Raw genomic sequence first — 19,110 nt, 5'->3', positions numbered from 1 at the left:
ATCTATGAATAGAATTGTTAGCCCGGCACTTGTCGAATCTTCGGTTGTGCAAATAATCTATAAAAAAGAATATGGAACAGGTTTTTTTATCACTATTGATACGATAATGACTGCATATCATATTTTCTTAGATTCAGAAATTGATGAAGATTCTATTTTTTTTCGTACAACTGATGGAGAAGTTTATAATGCTTCTATTTTGCATACTGATATGGAAAATGATATTTGTCTTCTTCAAGTTGCTAATAAAAATTCCTTTTATCTGCCTCTGACTGAAACCTCTATTCAGATCAATAACAATTGGAATTCATTTGGTTTTCCTTACAAAGGGGATAATCAGGGTTTAAGAATTTTCGGAACCATTAATCAGTTGATTAAAGGTGAAAAATATGATTTTACTTTAAACTGCTCCAATATTGAATCTGATTATGATTATAGTGGTCTTTCTGGTGCTCCCATCATGTCTTCCGGAAGAGTGATTGGTATAAGTCTAAAACAGCTTGATAATAAAATTGGCGCGGTTTCTATTAATAAAATTTCTGATCTGCTCTCGAAATTTCAAATTAAGATACTAAGGGAGGAAGTACTAAATGAAATTCCTACTCAGCTTAAAAAAGACATAGAAAATATGGTCGCCAATGACCAGGTTGTTGACAGGTTAGATCGTGTTATTAAAAACGATAATAACTGGATTCTATTAGAAGGGAATCCGGGAACAGGTAAAACTACAAATATAGCATCTTACACTCCTGATGAAAATTGTCTAATTCTAGGAAAATATTTTACAAAAATCCCAAATGATTCTAAGCCTAAAAGTTTAAGAATATCAAGAGAAAACTTTCTTAATTGGGTGGAAGAATCTATTTCGATTGAATTGACGGGTGAGTTACCACCAAAAAGCGGAGAGTCAATTGATAAAAGGATGGAATCATTATCTTCTAATTTTGAGGATTTGGGTGAATATTTGGAAAGGGAAGATAAATTAGGATTATTTTTTATTGACGGGCTTGACGAGATCGAAAATCTTAAAGAATTTTTAGAAATTATTCCAATCGTCCTACCTAAGAATTTAAGATGCGTGCTTTCCTGCACTTCTAAAAATATTTTACCCATCAATATTAGAAATTTAATTAATGAAGATCAAACCATTGTTGTAACTCCGCTGGAAATAAGCCTCTGCGAATTTTATTGTGAAAGTAAATTTCAGGGAAAAGTGGATTTTGAAAGTATTCAAAAAATTGCTATTAAATCGGAAGGTCATCCTCTGTATTTAAATTACTTAATAAATTATATATTAAGGTCTGAAATTTCAGAAGATGAGGAAGAGCTTAGGGATTGGGTAGAAAACATCCCTTCTATTAGTGGAGATATTGAAAATTATTATAATGTAATTTGGGAAGGTATTTATGAGGATAGCAACAAGTTGTGGATATGTTTGATACTATCACAATTGAGACAAGCTGTAGATGAAGAAGATTTTGTTAAAATTCTTCCTGAAGATATTAGGAGACATTATTATTCGGTTATTGCTAAGATTTCTCATCTTATTAAAAATGGCAGATTGGAATTATATCATAATTCATTTAAGGACTATATTTTAAAAAAGTTACCACTTCTAGCTACAGAATGTCATGATATTATTGTACAATTCTGTGAAAGCTTTCCTGATACAATCTATTCAATCACTAATTTAATTTATCATAATACCTTTTCAAGTAATCCTGATAAGGCCATTGTAAATTGCAATCAGATATGGGCAGATAAATTAGCAACTCATCATGTTGAGCCTGATCTTATTGTTGATGATATAAAGAGAGTTCTGGAAGTATCTATCCAGCTTAAACAGACGACACAGTTGATTAGGCTACTACTATTGCTGCAGAGAATTGATTTCAGATACAACAGCGTTTGGGTAGAATATGCTTTCGAGATGGCTCTGGCACTGATTGCTCAGGAAAAATATACTCATGCTTTAAAATACTTGGTAAGGCGAAATATATTGCTTGTTAATATTAATGACGCTACATTATTCCTACAGCATTTTTATGAAAATGATGCACTTGATGAAGCTGGTATTTTAGAAAGTGCAATTGAAAGAGAATACCGAAAAGAGCTTCATACCGGAATGAATAGTAAAGAGGGAGTTCCAGCGTCATTATTTATTTCAAAAGCCAGAACAATCATATTAGGCAGTGGAAAAGATTTTGACAATGGACAAAATGAGGTCTGGGAATATTTAAATTTATTTAGAATTAATCCAACTTCAGGAATAACAAAAATAGGCTTTAATGATTCACCACTTCTCAAATATGTAATAGATCATTCAAGTGCCTGGAACAACGCATATTTGTTAAGGTACTACGATGCTTCTCTGAATATTAATGCAGTAATTGATGATGGTGTTATTACGGTTGATGATAGTTGGGCAGGAATTTTTGCAACATCTCTATTAATCTATAATGATGAATTAGATGGATATAATTTAGCGGATTTCAATACTGATGATAATCAAAAAAAATTGGCTGCTAGTACGGAATTTTTGATAGAAAATTATGGATACGTTAAAGTTGATCAGACAAAGAGGATTTTAATTTTAGCTCTTTTGAAAGTTACCACTAAACCTGAGCTTTTACAAAGTGTAATTGATGATTATTTTTTAGAAACTAAAGATTTCAATCTACGATTTGAGAACGGCGTTGATGTCAATATGGTAAATTTCGCTAATCTATGTCTGCACAATAACTCTTTAGGATTTAAAGATGATTCAGAGAATTTTAGCATTAAACAAAAGCAATGGAATCATCAATCCTGGGAGCAGGATCTGGTCGATCTCATATCAGAAATTTGTTATTTCGAAGGGCAGGCTTACCTCTTTAAATCTGCTGAACTGTTATCCTCAAAGGAAAGTTACCTAAAATTGACTCTTAGAAAAATAATCAACACTTTTAATTTTAATTTCGATCGTAGAAGCTATTGGGATAGAGCTTATCAATTACCTGAAAAATTGATGCCCGAAGTTTTTAAAAAGTTAATTCCTTTAGTATATGAATTTGATCCCGAAAATCTAACTATATTTTTGAAAAGCTTAGAGGACAATACCAATTACCAATTAGGATTATACTCTGAGGGGTTTAGAGAATCTTTATGTAAAATAATACGCGCTTTATTATTGTTAAAAGTCGAAGATAATCTTGTTATGCCTTTTGTGGAGATTTGGAAAAAGCATGTGCTTAATGGTGTTCAAAACAGATGGGAGAGAACAGCCGACCTTCTAAAGATTACTGAAATTTACAGTTTACTTCGTTTACAAGATGAATCTGAAAAGGTATTCCAAGAAATGCTTGATACATCGATGGGACCAACGTGGTATAAGGAATCTCAATTGATGCTTATTAATACTGTTTTAGATAATTATAAATCAGCTCCTGAAAATGTTCTAACCATGTATGCCTCTATCTTAGATCAAGCTTCAGGAGAAATGACTTTCCAAAGGTATGTCAGAAATAATAAGGAAGAATTTATAAGCTCCCTAATACTGAATCAACATTTACAGAAAGGTTTGAATTACTATAAGTTCGAAGTCTTACCTCTGCCGGCTATTTTAAATTATAACGCTGAATCATCAGATTTTGATGCACCCCGTTTAGGTGATGGCTACTGTTTGGGCGCAAGAAATATCAATGAGGCCCGCGGCGTTTTACTAATTTCAAAAACAGTTAACTGCAATCCGTATTTGATACTTGGACTTTGTAAAATTTTTGCGATTAATGATGATACATCCAGATATATCTCTTATTATGGTGAACAAATCGCAAAAGCTTTAAACCGAGTAGAAATTTTACAGGATGGAAATCTCGATGAAGTGTGCGAATCTGTAGCACAACTAATTGGAAGGGACGAAATGGATGGTGATTGCAAACGAGAGATCCTTGGTTCTCTGGGGAAACATTTATCGTCCACCATAATTCTTAAGTTGAGGGCTCTATTAATACATCATAATATAAGATGGGCAGCTGACTATGATCCGGAAGCTTTGGCTCAAGATTCTTCGATAAAAGAGAAGAATGTCTATGATGTATTCAATGAGTCTTTGGAAGGTGATAATTCATATAATAAAGTTGAAAAAATTAGGGAGGGTCTTAATATTTTTGAAAACGATAAAAGAAGCATTTGGTTCAATAACTGGTCTTCCAGCACAGATTTAGCAAAAAAAAATATTATAAAGCTTTTTGAAAACCAGGAATCTATCCTAGAAAATCTTAGAGCAAATATTTTAAATTTCGACGACGAATACTGGAATGTTTGTAAGGAATTAATGGTCTTTTTACAGGGAAGACTTAGGGATGAGCAGGTTATCGAATTGTATCAAATTGTTTCAGATCATTTTAACTATATCGTAAGGCCGACTATAGATGTGCAGGAAAAATATAAATGGATCAATGAACATACGGAATTTAAAAGTGCTGATGACCAAATAGCAGACTTTATTATTTGGCATCTAAATCTTCCTAATAGTGAAGTTAGAGATAATGCAATGGAAGTCCTGCAAGGTCTATGTAAACTTACTGATTTTACAGTAAGGTGTCTGTTCGAGTCCTGTCTTTCCAATATACCTACGCCGTCTACTGAATTGTCAAGTTATATTCTGAAAAACGTTTCCAAAGATTCACCTGTAATTATTCGGGATTTCTTATCACAAAATGTAGACATTTTGCGAGAAATCGGAAATATAAAGCATTTAACGATTAAAAAGAATTTAAGAGATATCTCAATTGAACTTAACAGAATTGGTTTCACAGATTTATATGATTTTATAGAGTACAGCATACCTAATACTCTCGTTTTAGCAGGTGAAGTGTATTTTAGTGATGATTCTCACTTGACTTATATTTATGATGTTTTAGATGAACTCAACTTGCGTCTATTTTTGAATGAGCAATTTTGCATTGAGCTCGATGAACTTATTGATCAGTATTGTTTTCCTTTAACAAAAGAAGAAGTAAAGAGGTCAGATCGATATTTGTGGAGAAGTTTTCCGGAAGATCTAATTGTCGGAAGATATAACGAATACTTACGTCACGCCTTAAATGTGGCGATACATAGCAGAGTAAGCCGTGATAATATAGATGAAATTTTTAATATTATTAATTATGTTCAACAGTAGAAAAGAGAACAGAGATTCCCGACAGGATTTTGAAAGAGAATTAAATATTCTAGTTGAAGCTGTAAAGTCAGGAAAAATGACTTTTGCGAGAGGAACAGAAAGAAGTACTGATGACCTATTAAAGGTTCGAAGTTCTCCCAATAAAAGATTTGATCTTAATACAATTACGGAAATGGTACGAACTTTAGCGATGTCATCTAATTTTCCAAGACACTAATTGTAAATTTACAGATATGATACCACCCAAAACAAGATTTGAAATGGAGCATAATTTTTACCTTGCTCTAGAAGATTATAATAAGAGAATAAACTCTGGTGATTCGGATGTAGTAGCTAATGCACAATGGGCAACTGTTCGGCATATTATTAGAGTAAAGTATACACCTAATGTAAGAGTCGATGTTTCTACTATTAATGAAGGTATGAGGCTTCAGGGAAATATGCAAAAATGGCTGAAGAAATGATTGTTAGAATTGTAAATTACTTCGTCCTAGAAATAGATGAAAATTGAGGTGTACAGGCGAGATGTATCAATTGTCACAGTCGCTTCGGGAAATGTTATTTACCTGATTTAAAGTAATTTATAGGATTGGAGGTGTACGGAAGTAGTACAATTGTTTTTTTTAATTTATCTAGAAAAAACATAAAATATTGGTTTATAGTAATTTAATGTGACGAGATTCGTGCGGAAAAGTAGAAAAAAAAGATGTTGCAGCATCTTAATTGTGTACCACTTTTGTACACCTCGTATTGTGTAAACCACCATCAATAAAGACTTCTTTAGATACTGTATCGGGAAATAATTTAGCTTTTCTGTGATTTATTTCTCTTTATTTTATTTGATTATCAGGTAATTATAAAATTTTCACACTTCGGTGGTGCGTATATTCTGATGAAGCGAATCGTAATGGTAATGATTTCAGAATTGCATATTGATGAAGAGGTGTTCCTTCTGTACGAAATATTTGTAATTTGGTCTTTTAAAACCACGTAACATGTTGTAAGTATTTATCATCAGGAATGAGTGAGATGTTCTTTACTTTTCCTTCAATAATTCCACACCTTATTAAATATTCCTGCGACCGCTGATGCTTTTTCGAGAAAGTTCTGCCTTTGCAAATTCAAGTTTTTTTGTTGCTTTAAGTAGCAATCCTGCTTCTGGATTCTGATATGCTCAGATTGGTAGTAATATTTTCAGGAGCATAAGGTTGCAAACGTGTAAACAAACTCGCATCCTGAAAAGCTTTGCAAAACTATTGTAATCACCCTGAAGTTCACTCCGTTTAAAATGAGAAGCTTCTTTAACAGGAAAAGAAAGCAGCTGATCTGAAGCGACAGAATCTATGAGTTTTTTAAGCTTTAAAACATCCTGATAAAATTATCCAAAACTCACTTTAATTTTATTAAGAGGGTAATCTTTTTTGATTACCCACTTACCCTAAATAATTGTTTTACTACCCGCAGAGCTCGCATGGCTCAATTGGGCATAATACAACAATATTATTTTCACATACTACACAAGCACCATTCCATAAACTTTTAGCACCATTGGTAGCACACCCACAACCAAGACACATAGCTCCTCCTTTAATTGTCCTTAAATTCTCTCTTGATAGTTTTTTTAAATTTTTCATGAAAATTATTTTTTTTTGGTTTTTTCCTACTCTCTTGTAGCTTTTCGGATAACGCTTTTAATTAGATTCAAATATAAAAAGTAATTCTGACATTGATGAATTATTTTACATTTAATTGCCTAATCCAGTTGATTTTTAACGAGTCTATAATATTCTCCTTTTAAAGCTACCAATTCTGCATCATTCCTTCTTCCACGATTTTTTCTTTATCTAAAACAATAATTTTATCGGCATGTTTTACGGTTGATAATCTGTGAGCAATTACAATAGCGGTTTACCTTTAAAAAACTGTTCCAGGGTTTCTATAATTACTTTTTCATATTGGCGTCTAAAGCTGAGGTGGCTTCGTCAAAGAAAATGTATTCCGGATCATGTACCGCTTTTGTACACCGGATAGTACACAAGCCACCATTAATAAAAACTTCTTTAAATACTGTATCAGAAAATAGTTGGATTTTATAATTTATTGTGGATCTTGTATTACCATATTTTTATTTGATGATTTTACTTACTTTTAAAGAATAATCATAAATAAATTTATTGTATGTTTCGATATCACATTATATTTATTCTTTCAATTAAAAATGCATCTGCCACTCCAATATCATTTTAAAAAGCCAGCCGAAAAGCTTGCTGATTTTGTATATGGATTTTCTTCATTAAGCAATATTTCTGAGTGCAAAGAAGGGATCATCATTCCTAACGGCAGAATTGATCTTCTCCTGTGCCGGACAACAGACGGACGGTTTTTCACAGTATTGATGGGCCTTGAGACAAAACCTAAAACAATGCCGCAGCAGAATATTGCCATGTTTTTTTCCATCAGTTTTAATCCGTTGGCGCTGGAATATATTCTCAATGAATCGATTGCTGAACTTATCAACAACGGAAAAGAACTGCCTGAAAATTTCTGGGGGTTTAGGGAAGAGGATCTTAATAATTTTGAAAATTTTTGTGACAAAGCCTCCCATGCAATAAAAAAACATCTCAGTAATTCAATTGATGAACGAAAACGAAATTTATTCCGGCTGATTTTTGAGGCGAACGGTGAGATCAGCATTAAAGAATTATCACAAACCATACACTGGAGTGAAAGGCAGATTAACCGGTATTTCACAAAATATTTGGGCGTTACCTTAAAAATGTACTGCAAAATACTTCGTTTTCAAAAGTCATTGGAATACATCAAAGACGGGATTCTTTTTCCCCAGCTTAATTTTTCGGATCAGTCACATTTTATAAAAGACGTTAAAAAACTTTCTGGTGTTTCGCCAAAAGAACTTTTTAAAAATGATAATGACCGATTTTTACAATTTTTAGTTTTTCCTAAGAAATAACTTTGCAGCATAATTTAAAACTATGCTGATAAAAAACAAATCCGTTGCCATTATCGGCGGCGGCCCCGGAGGACTGACTCTGGCAAGACTTTTACAGATGAAAGGAGTACAGGTAAAAGTATACGAAAGGGATTTTGATAAAAATTCCCGTGTTCAGGGTTCCCTACTTGATATGCATCAGAATTCAGGACTGGCTGCTATCCATGCTGCAGGTTTGCTGGAAGTATTTAAAGAAAACTTTATGACCGGTGCAGATAAAACTAAGATCATGGATGAAGATGGAAAGGTTTGGTTCAGCGATCATGATGCTAAATCTGATGAAAATTTCGAAGAAGAACACTTCCGGCCGGAAATTGACCGCGGGACTTTAAGAAAAATTCTGCTGAATTCTTTAAATGAAAATACAATAGTGTGGAACAGTCATTTTCTGTCGATGGAGAAAGAAAATGAAGGCTGGATGTTGCATTTTAAAAATCAGCCTGCAGTATATGCAGATATCGTGATCGGATGTGACGGGGCAAATTCAAAAATTCGTCCTTATATAACGGAAATCAAGCCTTTTTATACGGGAATTGTAATGTTGGAGGGAAATATTCCGGATGCTGATGTGAATGCTCCTGAAATTAATACAATTTTGAGAGCCGGAAAAATTATGGCTTTCGGAAATCAAAAAAACCTCCTGATGGGACAGAAAGAAAAAGGGGCAATCGGTTTTTATGCCGGTTTTAAAGCCGATGAAGACTGGGCATCCACAAGCGGATTGAACTATTCCGATAAGTCTGAAATTATCCAATGGTATAAAAAGATGTATCCAGAATGGAACAGCATCTGGCTTGAATTGTTTGAAAGTGCGGAAATACCGTTTATTCCTCGTCCTATTTACTGTATGCCGTTTGATCAGTACTGGAAATCTTTAGAAAATGTCACCATTATTGGCGATGCGGCGCATGTTATGCCTCCATTTGCGGGAGAAGGAGCGAATATGGCGATGAAAGATGCGTTGCACCTGAGTGAATGTTTAACATCTGAAAACTATTCGACAATAAAGGAAGCTATTGCCGGCTATGAATCGGAAATGAGAAAAAGGGCTTCTTCAGCTGCAGAAGAATCTGTTAAAAATGGAGAAATCATGCATTCTGAAACAGCTTTACAATCAATGCTGGACTTCTTTGGCAGCTTTAAGTGATTTCAGGGTGAAATTTTTTCATACTGACTGTCAATTTTTCAGTTTAAAAATGACAAAATTTCAGAATTTTTCGATGGTATATTGTTTGTAATGAATAGGTTACGATCATTAAGTATATTGTTTAACCTTTAAAAACTCGTAAATTATGTCAATCGTTAAGAGAAACAATGGCAGTTTGCTCCCTGCAAATCCACGTACACTGTTCGATGACTTTTTTAGCCGCGAACTTTTTAACTGGGGCAACAACAATTTTTCGTCAACACTGACTACACTTCCTTCGGTGAACATTCGTGAAAATACCGAAAATTTTGAAGTGGAAGTGGCTGCTCCGGGAATGGAGAAACAGGATTTTGAAATTACGCTGGAAGGAAATGTACTCACGATTTCTTCTTCACGAAAAAATCAGAAAGAAGAAAAAGATGAGAACTATATCCGAAGAGAGTTCAGCTATCAGTCATTCCGAAGAAGTATTGAACTGGCTGAAAATGTGGTTGATGAAGAACACATTGAAGCAAAATACGAAAACGGTGTTCTGAAACTTACCATTCCGAAATCGGAAAAAGCCAAAAAACAGGCGCCTCGCCTTATAGAGGTTCAATAATTAGTTATTAATCAGTTTATACATTGGTTTTCCAAAAGGAAAACCAATTTTTGTCGTACCTGTTTTATTTGTACTCTAAAACAATAAGCTATGAACGGATTACTTTGGTCGATCTCAATTTTGTGCCTTACCACATTGGGAATTATGTTTGTTCTGAAAAAATTTAATCAGCCTTATCTTATTGCTTATATATTGGTAGGAATTATTCTCGGGCCACACATTTCAGGAGTTTTCACAGATCCTGAGCAAACGGAAACGATAGGAGAAATAGGAATTTTGCTGCTTATGTTTTTCCTGGGAATGGAAATCAATGTACCGGACAACAGAAGCCTGCTTATAAAACCAATAGTTGCACAGCTTATTAAAATTCTTCTGAGTATAGGCTGTGCATTTCTGGTGGGATATTTTGCAGGTCTTTCCATGAACAGTATTTTGCTTATTGCTATTTTATTCATTTTCAACAGTACCGCGGTGGTCAGTGAGTTTTTAAACAAACATCAGACTTTAAAAACAACTTTCGGTATTATGATTTTAAATATACTCATATTTCAGGATCTGCTTCTAGCTCCTGTACTTACTTTGTTGAAAGCTTGGAATAAACAGGATTTTCATAGCTTTACTATCATTTTTCCGGTTGTATTGTGTGGTGTTATTTTCCTCATCCTTAAAAGAATCAGGACTTTCCGGGAAATAAAACTCCCGAAATTCTTCGCCTCAATTGAAAAAGATCATGATCTGCAGGTATTTTTCGGATTATTTATATGTCTTATTTCCGGATTATTGGCTGAGGTAGCGGGAATAAGCAGTGCTTTTGGAAGTTTTATGGCTGGTGTTGTAGTAGGAAGGGTAACAACATTCAGCTGGCTGGAGCATTCATTGGCTCCTTTTAAAGTATTTTTCGTTACATTCTTTTTTGTGTCGATAGGATTAAGGCTTGATATTCCTTACCTTTTTTCCAATTTTAGCATAATTCTTCTGGGGACTTTTTTTGTGTTAGCCAGTAACAGTGTCATGTCTGCAATAACGTTCCGTTTGTTGAAATTCGGGTGGAGGGAAAGCTGGTATGGCGGAGCCTTACTTTCACAAACGGGAGAGTTTGGAATTCTGGCATTGTCTGTAGCATATAAATCAGGAATTATAGAGTACAGCCTTTATAAATCCGGCCTTGGAATTACCTGTCTTTCACTTTTGCTCTCCACGATCTGGATTGCCATACTCTATAATGTAGCGAATCGAAACTAGGAAAAAATAATATGTAAGTAATCAAATAATCTTAATAGTACTAATATTACATGTTGTAAGTTAAATATGTATGTAAAGCCTATAAAGTTTTACAATCTTTTTTTTACAACTTCAATAACTTTATATATATATAGATTCTTGCTACAGTATCATTAAATAGGGAATATAAATTTTTTATAACAACTTTGTCGTTGTAAATAAATGTTCTTAATTGGAGATTTCTTGAACATAACCGTAATTTTTTGATATATATATTGTGATTAATATAAAAACATAACCTGAAATGAAAAAGAAATCTAAGCAAAGTGAGGAAAACAATTTTATTCCCAATCTTCAGCATATGAAGAAAGAAGATGTGTTGGCGACATTGGAATCTTATACAAGAGTACTTGACAATGATGATATTTTGATATTTCAGCTTAAAAAAACATGGTATGGAGAGAAAACGCTATTATATGTTTTTTTCAATGAAAATAAAGTAGAATGGTATACGAAAAGATTCCGTCTTTGGTATGAGAAACTATCTCTTTAGCATTTGTACAATCGATTTTTTAAGAAATTTGTGATAATATGAGTAAAGCCTTCCAGAGCAGCAGGAAAAATCAAAACTATCAACCAAAATTTATTTCCGGGTAAAATACATATTGGTATTTTATATCTCTACTATCTCTAGTGTACATCGCTGAAACTCTGATTGTACTTGGAAACATTTTACAGTAAAGAAACTGCTCTGAAAAGGCGGTTATTATATTTTTCAGTGTAATTCGATAGAATGGAATTACAAAAAATTATTATTCTGTGGTAAAGAGAATGTCTTTCTCCACTTACTTACTGTACTCCGGCTTAAATTAAAATGTCTGGATACTGCTACATTACTGAGATTATTTTCCTTTTGATAATTCAGAATTTCAGTAATGGTGCAGCTGTCGTAGCTTTTGTGCTTTTGATTAGTAACATCAGATGCTGTTTTTTTATCAAAAATAATATCATTCAGCCGCAGAACATCCATTGCTGATATTTCGCGTTTATTCAGTATATGTTTGCACAAAGTATATTTTTCAGGACATTTTTTGCTGATAATATCTTCGAAGATTTTTTTATAATTAGGTACAGATCTTTCCATAAAGTTTTTAATATATTGCTAAGGCTTCTTATACAGGCCGTACAGGAAATTATAAGCCATTTCGTTATCGTGATTTTTAAAGTTTTAAACTCTTTTTTGTTTTCTAAATGAACTCAATACTTACAATTTAATTTTAGTTAATCACTGTGGATATTCTGTTAGCTGTTAAAGAAAATAGTTAGGGTTCATTTAATGTTTGTTTCAATTGAGAATGTTATGATTATACTTTATAGAAAGTTTTCAAAACAATGATGTAAACCATAAATATGTTATGAGCTGCGGAACGAACGTAAGATCATCCAATTTATCGTTCCGCAATGAATTCCTTTACTTTGAAATCGTCTGGAATCTCACGTGTGCTCAAACCTTTAAGAAAACTTTTAATGTATGGGAATAATTTTATCTTCATCTTAAAATGCATGTGTTTGAATTTGTGTTTTTTCATCTAAGTTTCAGAAATGCAGAGTAAAAGTCTCTGCAATATCTGAATACTTAATTAATCATTATGTGTTTTAGAATCTTATAAGGAAATGTTTTCTTATTTCTCGCAGCAATAAATTTCTATTATTTATCCTTTCTTTTTTTATATCGTACTTTCTTTCTCTGAGATTTTAAAGAATCATTCTGGTGATTGCCGTAGAGTTTTGATAGGGAAACGGTAAAAATCAAAATGTTTCTTCTTAAATCATATAATATTTTCATTGGTTTTAGGTGTCATCTTCAAAATCCTTCCGGATTTTATTTTTCTTATTCCGTTTCAACAATGGCCTATCAGTAATCTAATTGCCCAACAGGCCATGTGATGATCAGGAATCCGAATTTTTTCTCATTATTTGCTTTTTAGGCTTTTCAAGGTTTATGTTTTTTAATTTTTTATATCTGATTCATTAAATTGTTTTACTAATTGCATATTATGGTAAAATAATATGTGAAATGTCATAAAAAAATGTATTTTTGATATACATTTTACAGTTGTCATCTATTATTGTTAACTGTAAAACTACAAACACAAAGTTATTTTTATGAAAAGATAGAAGATGTAATACTATTTTAAATTTTAATAAGTATTTGTATGACTTGTTGTAGTATTAGTATTACAAAATATTAACTGTCTTATTATAACACAATATGAAATATCTTTGCGTACTGTTCCTTGTTCTCGTATTCGTTCGGATCTCCGCACAACAGGATAATTATTTTGAAAAATGGTACAATGCTGATGAATGTAAGCTTCCCCAAAATACCATAAAATCAATTGTAAAAGATAAATATGGCTTTATATGGCTCTCTACTGATAACGGTATCGCACGGTTTGACGGAAAGAATTTTCTGACATATGATGTGAATTTACCATCGGTTGAAAACAGAACTCTACTGATAGAAGGCTCTGCGGATGACGACTGGCTGTTTACATTCTACAATTCGGGAGATATTCCGGCTTTGATCAGCCGCAGGGGATTTTCGGTAATCTCTGATACGAATTCATCTTCTTTTAAGCAATTGAAACCTCATGGTGCAGAGAGCCTCTGGAAAATATTAAAAGAAACGTCTGAAAAAATAAAAAAAGGGAAATATTATTTTTTTATTACAAAAAAGGAGTTTTATTATATCGACAATTACAGACTTTTTTACCAAAAGGACGGCAAAAGCCGATTCATTAGAGATTTGAATGGTTATACTTACTTTCGGTTTTTCATTCTGGGAGACCAGTTATTTTATATGAGGAAGCCTTCTTTAATCGAAAAAATAGAGAAAACAGGAGAAATAAAAGAATGTCAGACAGGAATTACAGAAAAAGAAGATTTTGAGTTCTTCATCAATACAGCTAATAAACAGCTTCTGATAAGGAATGATAACAAAGTTTATGTGATTGAACATAAGAATAATACGATATTATCAACTGAGATCTGCGACAGTAAAACGGTTAAAAACGTTGCGATCACATGTATGTATTATGATCATAGTACCAGAACGCTTATCCTGGGAACAGTTTCACAAGGCTTTTTAGTAGTTAGAGAAAATTTTATCAATGCCTATAACACTCCTGATAAAACGATTTTTCATGCTATAACTCCATATAATAATAAGGAGGTGATTACAGGTGATGGCGATATCTTTAATTGCAACGGATATGTGAAAACTTTTCCTTTTCCGAATAAAGATCCGTACGGTATTCTTCCGCTTAAAAATAAAACCGAATTTCTCCTGAAAAGCGAACATAGTCTCATTCTTTACGCTCAGGGTCAAGCTAAAACGATCCGGAATTTCGGTAAAAATACGGTAGTTCGGGGTATAAGCAGTACGATAGGAAATAAAATATGGGTTTCTCTTAAATTAGATAAAGACCTTATAGGTTACATAATCATTGAAAGCCAAAAAATTATAAAAGAAAAATTTTATGCGATCAATGTTCCGGTAAGAGGAATCACACAAGTCAATAATGATGAATTGCTTCTTGCCGCACACAACGGACTTTACCTTTTCAATGAAAAGAAAAGCACACGAAAAACACTTATCAAAAATATAACTTTCAGAAGCATTAACAACAATGGCGATAATTTTTTCTGGATACAAACCTATGGAAAAGGCCTTTATCTTTATAAAGACGGAAAAATATACGAACCACCACAAAAAAATAGTGTACTTTCAGCGGTACATAGCGTAATTGACGACGGAATAGGATATTACTGGCTTTCATCAAATAAAGGCCTGTTTCAGGTTAAAAAAGAGAACTTTCTAAACTATTATCTCCATGGAAATACCGCTGTATATATTCATAAATACAGCCGTACAGACGGTCTGCTGACTTTGGAGTTCAACGGTGGTGCAAATATCAACGGATTGATGCATAATGGCTCTATCATATTTCCTTCTATGAATGGAATGGTATATATTAATGCAAGAAATGCTTTTCCTGTTACGCCTGGTAAAGATTATTACTTAGACAGAATTGCCATCAACGAAAAAGAAAAAAATATTTCCGGTATTTTAAATCTTGAAAATAATTTCGGTTACGTGAAAATTTTCGTCGACTACACGAATTTTGGTAATCAGGGGAATGACTACATCGAATATCGAATTGATGATAACAAGTGGCAGCCATTGTCCGATAGCAGGGTAATAAGCATTAACTCACTTACTAACGGAAATCATGAGATTCATGTAAGAAAACTGAAAGATTTTTCTTCCGATTATAATTACAAAACATTACATGTCTTTGTAAAGCCTGCCTTTTGGGAAACTGTCTTATTCAGATTATCCGCAATTGTACTATTGCTTTTGATTTTTTACTCGTTTTACAAAATAAGGCTGAAACAAATAGAAAAAGAGTCTCTCATTCTTAATACTAAAATTGATGAACGTACCAGAGAACTGAAAGAAACCATAGGTTCATTGTCTAAAACCCGGGAAGAACTTTACGCTCAGCTTTACAGGCAAAAAAAACTTGTGGCAGCAATAAGCCATGATATCAAAAGCCCTCTCAAATTTATCAATATGAGTACCGAGATTCTTATGGATAATACTGATGATGACTGCTATGAAAAAAAAGTGATCGGTTCTATCAAAGAATCTTCCGCGCAGATACTTGAATTTATAGATTCCACCATTAATTACAATAAAATTTTTATTTACGATAATCATAAAACCAGGGAAAATATCATGCTGCGTGATTTCGTTTTCCAAAGGATGCGGCTGTTTGCGAATACTGCTGAATTTAAGTCTATACAAATACAGAATAATATAGGCAAAAATGATGTTCTGATAAGTAATCCGGATGTTCTGAGTATTATCATTCATAATATACTTGATAACGCCATTAAATATACAGACCAGGGTTTTATCTATATTTATGGTATTACCAACGAGTGCCGTTATCACCTGGTAATTGAAGATACAGGGTTGGGAATGTCGGAAGAAGAGATTTCAAAACTAAAGCAGGCTGAAGATTTCTCGGGTTCCAGATTAGGAATGAAGATCGTAAAAGAACTTTTACCGTTTATTGATGTATCCTTTAATATTGAAAGTAAAAAAGGGGAAGGAACAAAAATGATTTTAACATTTACCGGTTAATCAGTTCAGATTGAAAAGGTTGAGAAGAGCAGGAATGTTGTTGACTCCCAGTTTTTCGAAAATCCTTGTTTTATAGGTGCTTACAGTAGATTTGTGAATATAAAGTTTGGAAGCAATCTCATTATTGGATAATCCGGCAACAAGAAGTCTTGCAATTTCAAGCTCGCGGATGGACAGCATTTCAATAGGAGATGCATTGCTTTTCCGGATCATATTATCAAGCAGTCTTTCTTTAAGTTCGTCACTTAAGTATTTACCTGTCTCAAAAAACTTGCTGAAAGCCCTAACGATTTCTTCCTGTTCAGAAAGTTTGCTTAAAAAACCATGTGCACCGGCTTTAATAAAATTAAAAGCAAAAATTGTTTCTTCAAGAGCGGAAAAAATGAGTATTTTGATGCTGTCGCCGTATTCAATGGAAAGATTTTCAACAAAATTTAAACTGTTGCCTTCAGGAAAATTAATATCAAGTATAATGAAGTTTATATTCTCCTTTTTAATGATCGATTTACCGTCATTTAATGTAGAAGCTTCAAATATCTCGGTATTGGTGAAATGCTTTCTGATGAGCAGATAAACGCCCTGCCTCACAATACTATGATCGTCAATAATTAAAACTTTTCTTTTGTTGGTCTCCATTGATGCAGTTTTCATCATGTTTACAATTCAAATATATTAATATTTTTTCTAAATCGTGTATATCTTGGGATTTGTGTAGAGAATTTTTGGATAATAATATTTATTCTTCAGAATGATTAAAGAATCTGTACACTTTCTTTAATACTATTCATCACAAAAATGCTTTTTGTTTGTCCGATGCCTTCAATTTCCGAGAGCTTATTCACGAAAAATTCATGAAATTCATCCATATTTGGAGCCAGAATCTTCAGCATAAAATCAAAATCTCCGCTGATATTATAAAACTCAACAACTTCTTTCAGTTTACCAACCTCTTCTATAAATTTTCCTGCTGTTTTTTTATTATGAATATTAAGGGCGATCATGCAGATCACCATCATGCCTTTATTCACTTTTTTACGGTCTACAACGGTTGTATATTCTTTAATGATGCCTGATTTTTCCATTCTTTTAATGCGCTCGTGAGTCGGGGTAGGACTCAGGTTGATTTTTCCTGCAATATCCCGAACACTCAGTTTGGCGTCTTTCTGAAGAATTCTCAGGATTGCAAAATCTTTTTCGTCCGGAATATAATTTTCTGTTGCCATATGTTCTGTTTTATATCATTAAAAATTAAATATAAGAATAATTGTTCTTTAGATATATTTATTTTTTAATATTTGTTCTTAATTTGTGTTTAAATTTTAATGTATGTCCTACAAATAGTAATTTTGCAGCATAAATGAACTATATGGACAGAAAAAAGATCATCTTGATGGTAGCATCGGCAGGAACATTTGTAGAAGCTCTGGATATCGCTATTGTTAATCTCTCAATTCCTTCTATCCAGGAACAGTTCGGTATCGGTACCGAAACCGTACAATGGCTTCAAACATTGTATGTGCTGTTTTTCGGAGGATTTCTCATTATCGGCGGAAAACTATCTGATCAAATCGGACGAAAGAGAATTTTTCTTCTGGGTTCATTAATTTTTATGCTGACTTCCTTAGGCGCAGGATTATCATCCGGTTTTGAAATGCTGGCTGTTTTTCGGGCTTTGCAGGGGTTGGGTGCTGCATTCATCATGCCTTCTGCGATGTCTGTCGTTACCAATACGTTTACGGGGGATCAGGAAAGAAACCGCGCGGTGGGGATCTTCAGTTCATTTGCTGCCATAGGTTCCGGAAGCGGACTTTCATTAGGCGGAATTATCAGTACTTATCTCAGCTGGCACTGGGTTTTCCTTATTAATGTTCCGGTTTTGGCGGTAACGCTTATACTTGCTTATTACTATCTTCCTAAAGATACTATTATTGAAAAATCAAAAAAAACAGACACTTTATCTGGAATTTTATTGGTGTTGGGACTTCTGAGTCTTACCTACGGAACACATGAACTTATTCATATTCAAGAACAGACCGTAACTGTTGTTTCCTCTTTTTTAATGGCGTTTTCATTATTAACAATCTTATTTTACCGTTTAAGATCAGCATCACAGCCGTTGATTGATTTATCATTGATGAAACACAGATCATTAAAAGTATCCGGACTTAGTTTTGTTGCGTTGGGAGCGTTTTTCATAGGCTTTTTGTTCCTTATTTCACTGATGCTCCAGAAAGATATGAATCATAGTGCTGCTTCGGCAGGATTAATGCTGGTTCCATTTAGTATCATGTCTGCGCTGGTTGCCAAATTTGTTTTGCCGCATATTTCAAAAAGGCTGGATTCTGCTCAGATGGCTATTTTCGGATGGAGCTTTATGTTAGCAGGCGCTTTATTGCTGCTGATTTCAGTGTTTGCCGGACATCCTTTGCCTTTGGTTTTAATGGGCGCAGCCTGTATTTCGGGGATAGGCATGACATTCTGTTTTACCGCCCAGTCAGTGTTAGGGGTTCAGGATATTGCGTCTTCAGATTATGGAGTAGCCTCAAGTGTGGGGTCTACAAGTTATTTCTTAGGTGCGGGGATCGGACTGTCATTCATGACTTTAATGAGCCAGATTTTTCCTTCAGAATGGGCAGTGGGAAACTTGAGTTTAATTATTCTGATGATATACGCTTTATCTGCATTGGGAGTATTGTTATATTTTATTTTCAGAAATATAAAAATAGAAGAGGTTGAAATGATTGTAGAATAG

14 protein-coding genes and 1 pseudogene are annotated in these 19,110 nt (G+C 33.5%); 10 read left to right on the top strand and 5 right to left on the bottom strand.

The features are described 5' to 3' along the window. Positions 1-4 precede the first annotated feature (4 nt). Genes U9K52_RS04425 through U9K52_RS04415 form a run of 3 tightly spaced genes read left to right on the top strand, consistent with a single transcriptional unit; the run spans position 5 to position 5,628 of the window. Complete coding sequence (locus tag U9K52_RS04425) at positions 5-5,164, top strand: S1 family peptidase (protein WP_322925553.1); 5,160 nt, start codon at positions 5-7, stop codon at positions 5,162-5,164. Next, positions 5,151-5,381: a hypothetical protein gene (locus U9K52_RS04420; protein WP_322925552.1), complete on the top strand. Its 231-nt coding sequence runs from the start codon at positions 5,151-5,153 to the stop codon at positions 5,379-5,381. The genes U9K52_RS04425 and U9K52_RS04420 overlap by 14 nt, the downstream gene beginning before the upstream one ends. Positions 5,382-5,397: 16 nt before the next feature. Beyond that, on the top strand, positions 5,398-5,628 hold the full coding sequence (locus U9K52_RS04415; RefSeq protein ID WP_322925551.1) for a hypothetical protein: 231 nt from the start codon (positions 5,398-5,400) through the stop codon (positions 5,626-5,628). Positions 5,629-6,618: 990 nt separating this feature from the next. Here U9K52_RS04415 and U9K52_RS04410 read toward each other — a convergent pair. Together U9K52_RS04410 and U9K52_RS21255 are read right to left on the bottom strand one after the other, a co-directional pair. Further along, positions 6,619-6,798 carry a bacteriocin-like protein gene (locus U9K52_RS04410; RefSeq protein ID WP_263602587.1) on the bottom strand — a complete coding sequence of 60 codons (180 nt, stop codon included), beginning with the start codon at positions 6,796-6,798 and terminating at the stop codon, positions 6,619-6,621. Between the two features lie 119 nt (positions 6,799-6,917). Then, a pseudogene (locus U9K52_RS21255) lies at positions 6,918-7,166 on the bottom strand (peptidase domain-containing ABC transporter); the annotation flags it as partial. Between the two features lie 216 nt (positions 7,167-7,382). Between U9K52_RS21255 and U9K52_RS04405 the strand changes: the two are divergent. From U9K52_RS04405 to U9K52_RS04385, 5 genes are all read left to right on the top strand, one after another. Further along, on the top strand, positions 7,383-8,135 hold the full coding sequence (locus U9K52_RS04405) for an AraC family transcriptional regulator (protein ID WP_322925550.1): 753 nt from the start codon (positions 7,383-7,385) through the stop codon (positions 8,133-8,135). A gap of 22 nt (positions 8,136-8,157) precedes the next feature. Then, positions 8,158-9,321 carry an NAD(P)/FAD-dependent oxidoreductase gene (locus U9K52_RS04400; protein ID WP_322925549.1) on the top strand — a complete coding sequence of 388 codons (1,164 nt, stop codon included), beginning with the start codon at positions 8,158-8,160 and terminating at the stop codon, positions 9,319-9,321. 145 nt (positions 9,322-9,466) lie between these two features. Beyond that, positions 9,467-9,922: an Hsp20/alpha crystallin family protein gene (locus tag U9K52_RS04395; protein WP_072884239.1), complete on the top strand. Its 456-nt coding sequence runs from the start codon at positions 9,467-9,469 to the stop codon at positions 9,920-9,922. Positions 9,923-10,012: 90 nt separating this feature from the next. Continuing rightward, positions 10,013-11,164 carry a cation:proton antiporter gene (locus U9K52_RS04390; RefSeq protein ID WP_263602590.1) on the top strand — a complete coding sequence of 384 codons (1,152 nt, stop codon included), beginning with the start codon at positions 10,013-10,015 and terminating at the stop codon, positions 11,162-11,164. 283 nt (positions 11,165-11,447) lie between these two features. Next, positions 11,448-11,696 (top strand): hypothetical protein, encoded by a 249-nt coding sequence (locus U9K52_RS04385; protein ID WP_263602591.1) that lies wholly within the window; start codon positions 11,448-11,450, stop codon positions 11,694-11,696. A gap of 246 nt (positions 11,697-11,942) precedes the next feature. Here the strand turns inward: U9K52_RS04385 and U9K52_RS04380 are convergent, their stop codons facing one another. Further along, positions 11,943-12,287 (bottom strand): hypothetical protein, encoded by a 345-nt coding sequence (locus U9K52_RS04380; RefSeq protein ID WP_322925548.1) that lies wholly within the window; start codon positions 12,285-12,287, stop codon positions 11,943-11,945. A gap of 1,128 nt (positions 12,288-13,415) precedes the next feature. On the opposite strand from U9K52_RS04380, the gene U9K52_RS04375 reads away from it, so the two are divergent. After that, positions 13,416-16,358, top strand: coding sequence for a HAMP domain-containing sensor histidine kinase (locus tag U9K52_RS04375; RefSeq protein ID WP_322925547.1), 2,943 nt, complete (start codon positions 13,416-13,418; stop codon positions 16,356-16,358). Here U9K52_RS04375 and U9K52_RS04370 read toward each other — a convergent pair whose 3' ends face one another. Continuing rightward, entirely contained in the window at positions 16,359-16,994 is a 636-nt protein-coding gene (locus U9K52_RS04370; protein WP_248394190.1) for a response regulator transcription factor, read from the bottom strand. 116 nt (positions 16,995-17,110) lie between these two features. After that, positions 17,111-17,581, bottom strand: a complete 471-nt coding sequence (locus tag U9K52_RS04365) for an Lrp/AsnC family transcriptional regulator (RefSeq protein ID WP_248394189.1) — start codon at positions 17,579-17,581, stop codon at positions 17,111-17,113. Positions 17,582-17,724: 143 nt separating this feature from the next. Here U9K52_RS04365 and U9K52_RS04360 point away from each other — a divergent pair, with 143 nt between their 5' ends. Further along, entirely contained in the window at positions 17,725-19,110 is a 1,386-nt protein-coding gene (locus U9K52_RS04360) for an MFS transporter (RefSeq protein ID WP_322925546.1), read from the top strand.

This window comes from Chryseobacterium sp. MHB01 (assembly GCF_034651565.1).
Lineage (GTDB): Bacteria > Bacteroidota > Bacteroidia > Flavobacteriales > Weeksellaceae > Chryseobacterium > Chryseobacterium nepalense.
Note: the sequence above shows the minus strand (reverse complement) of the source record. Positions and strands in the feature narration are given on the sequence as shown.

Excerpts from the sequence above, each read along its gene's own strand:
- U9K52_RS04425 (WP_322925553.1), top strand. The coding sequence starts at position 5 with ATGAATAGAATTGTTAGCCCGGCACTTGTCGAATCTTCGGTTGTGCAA.
- U9K52_RS04380 (WP_322925548.1), bottom strand. The coding sequence starts at position 12,287 with ATGGAAAGATCTGTACCTAATTATAAAAAAATCTTCGAAGATATTATC.
- U9K52_RS04405 (WP_322925550.1), top strand. The coding sequence starts at position 7,383 with ATGCATCTGCCACTCCAATATCATTTTAAAAAGCCAGCCGAAAAGCTT.
- U9K52_RS04385 (WP_263602591.1), top strand. The coding sequence starts at position 11,448 with ATGAAAAAGAAATCTAAGCAAAGTGAGGAAAACAATTTTATTCCCAAT.
- U9K52_RS04375 (WP_322925547.1), top strand. The coding sequence starts at position 13,416 with ATGAAATATCTTTGCGTACTGTTCCTTGTTCTCGTATTCGTTCGGATC.
- U9K52_RS04390 (WP_263602590.1), top strand. The coding sequence starts at position 10,013 with ATGAACGGATTACTTTGGTCGATCTCAATTTTGTGCCTTACCACATTG.
- U9K52_RS04365 (WP_248394189.1), bottom strand. The coding sequence starts at position 17,581 with ATGGCAACAGAAAATTATATTCCGGACGAAAAAGATTTTGCAATCCTG.
- U9K52_RS04370 (WP_248394190.1), bottom strand. The coding sequence starts at position 16,994 with ATGGAGACCAACAAAAGAAAAGTTTTAATTATTGACGATCATAGTATT.
- U9K52_RS04415 (WP_322925551.1), top strand. The coding sequence starts at position 5,398 with ATGATACCACCCAAAACAAGATTTGAAATGGAGCATAATTTTTACCTT.
- U9K52_RS04395 (WP_072884239.1), top strand. The coding sequence starts at position 9,467 with ATGTCAATCGTTAAGAGAAACAATGGCAGTTTGCTCCCTGCAAATCCA.
- U9K52_RS04410 (WP_263602587.1), bottom strand. The coding sequence starts at position 6,798 with ATGAAAAATTTAAAAAAACTATCAAGAGAGAATTTAAGGACAATTAAA.
- U9K52_RS04400 (WP_322925549.1), top strand. The coding sequence starts at position 8,158 with ATGCTGATAAAAAACAAATCCGTTGCCATTATCGGCGGCGGCCCCGGA.
- U9K52_RS04360 (WP_322925546.1), top strand. The coding sequence starts at position 17,725 with ATGGACAGAAAAAAGATCATCTTGATGGTAGCATCGGCAGGAACATTT.
- U9K52_RS04420 (WP_322925552.1), top strand. The coding sequence starts at position 5,151 with ATGTTCAACAGTAGAAAAGAGAACAGAGATTCCCGACAGGATTTTGAA.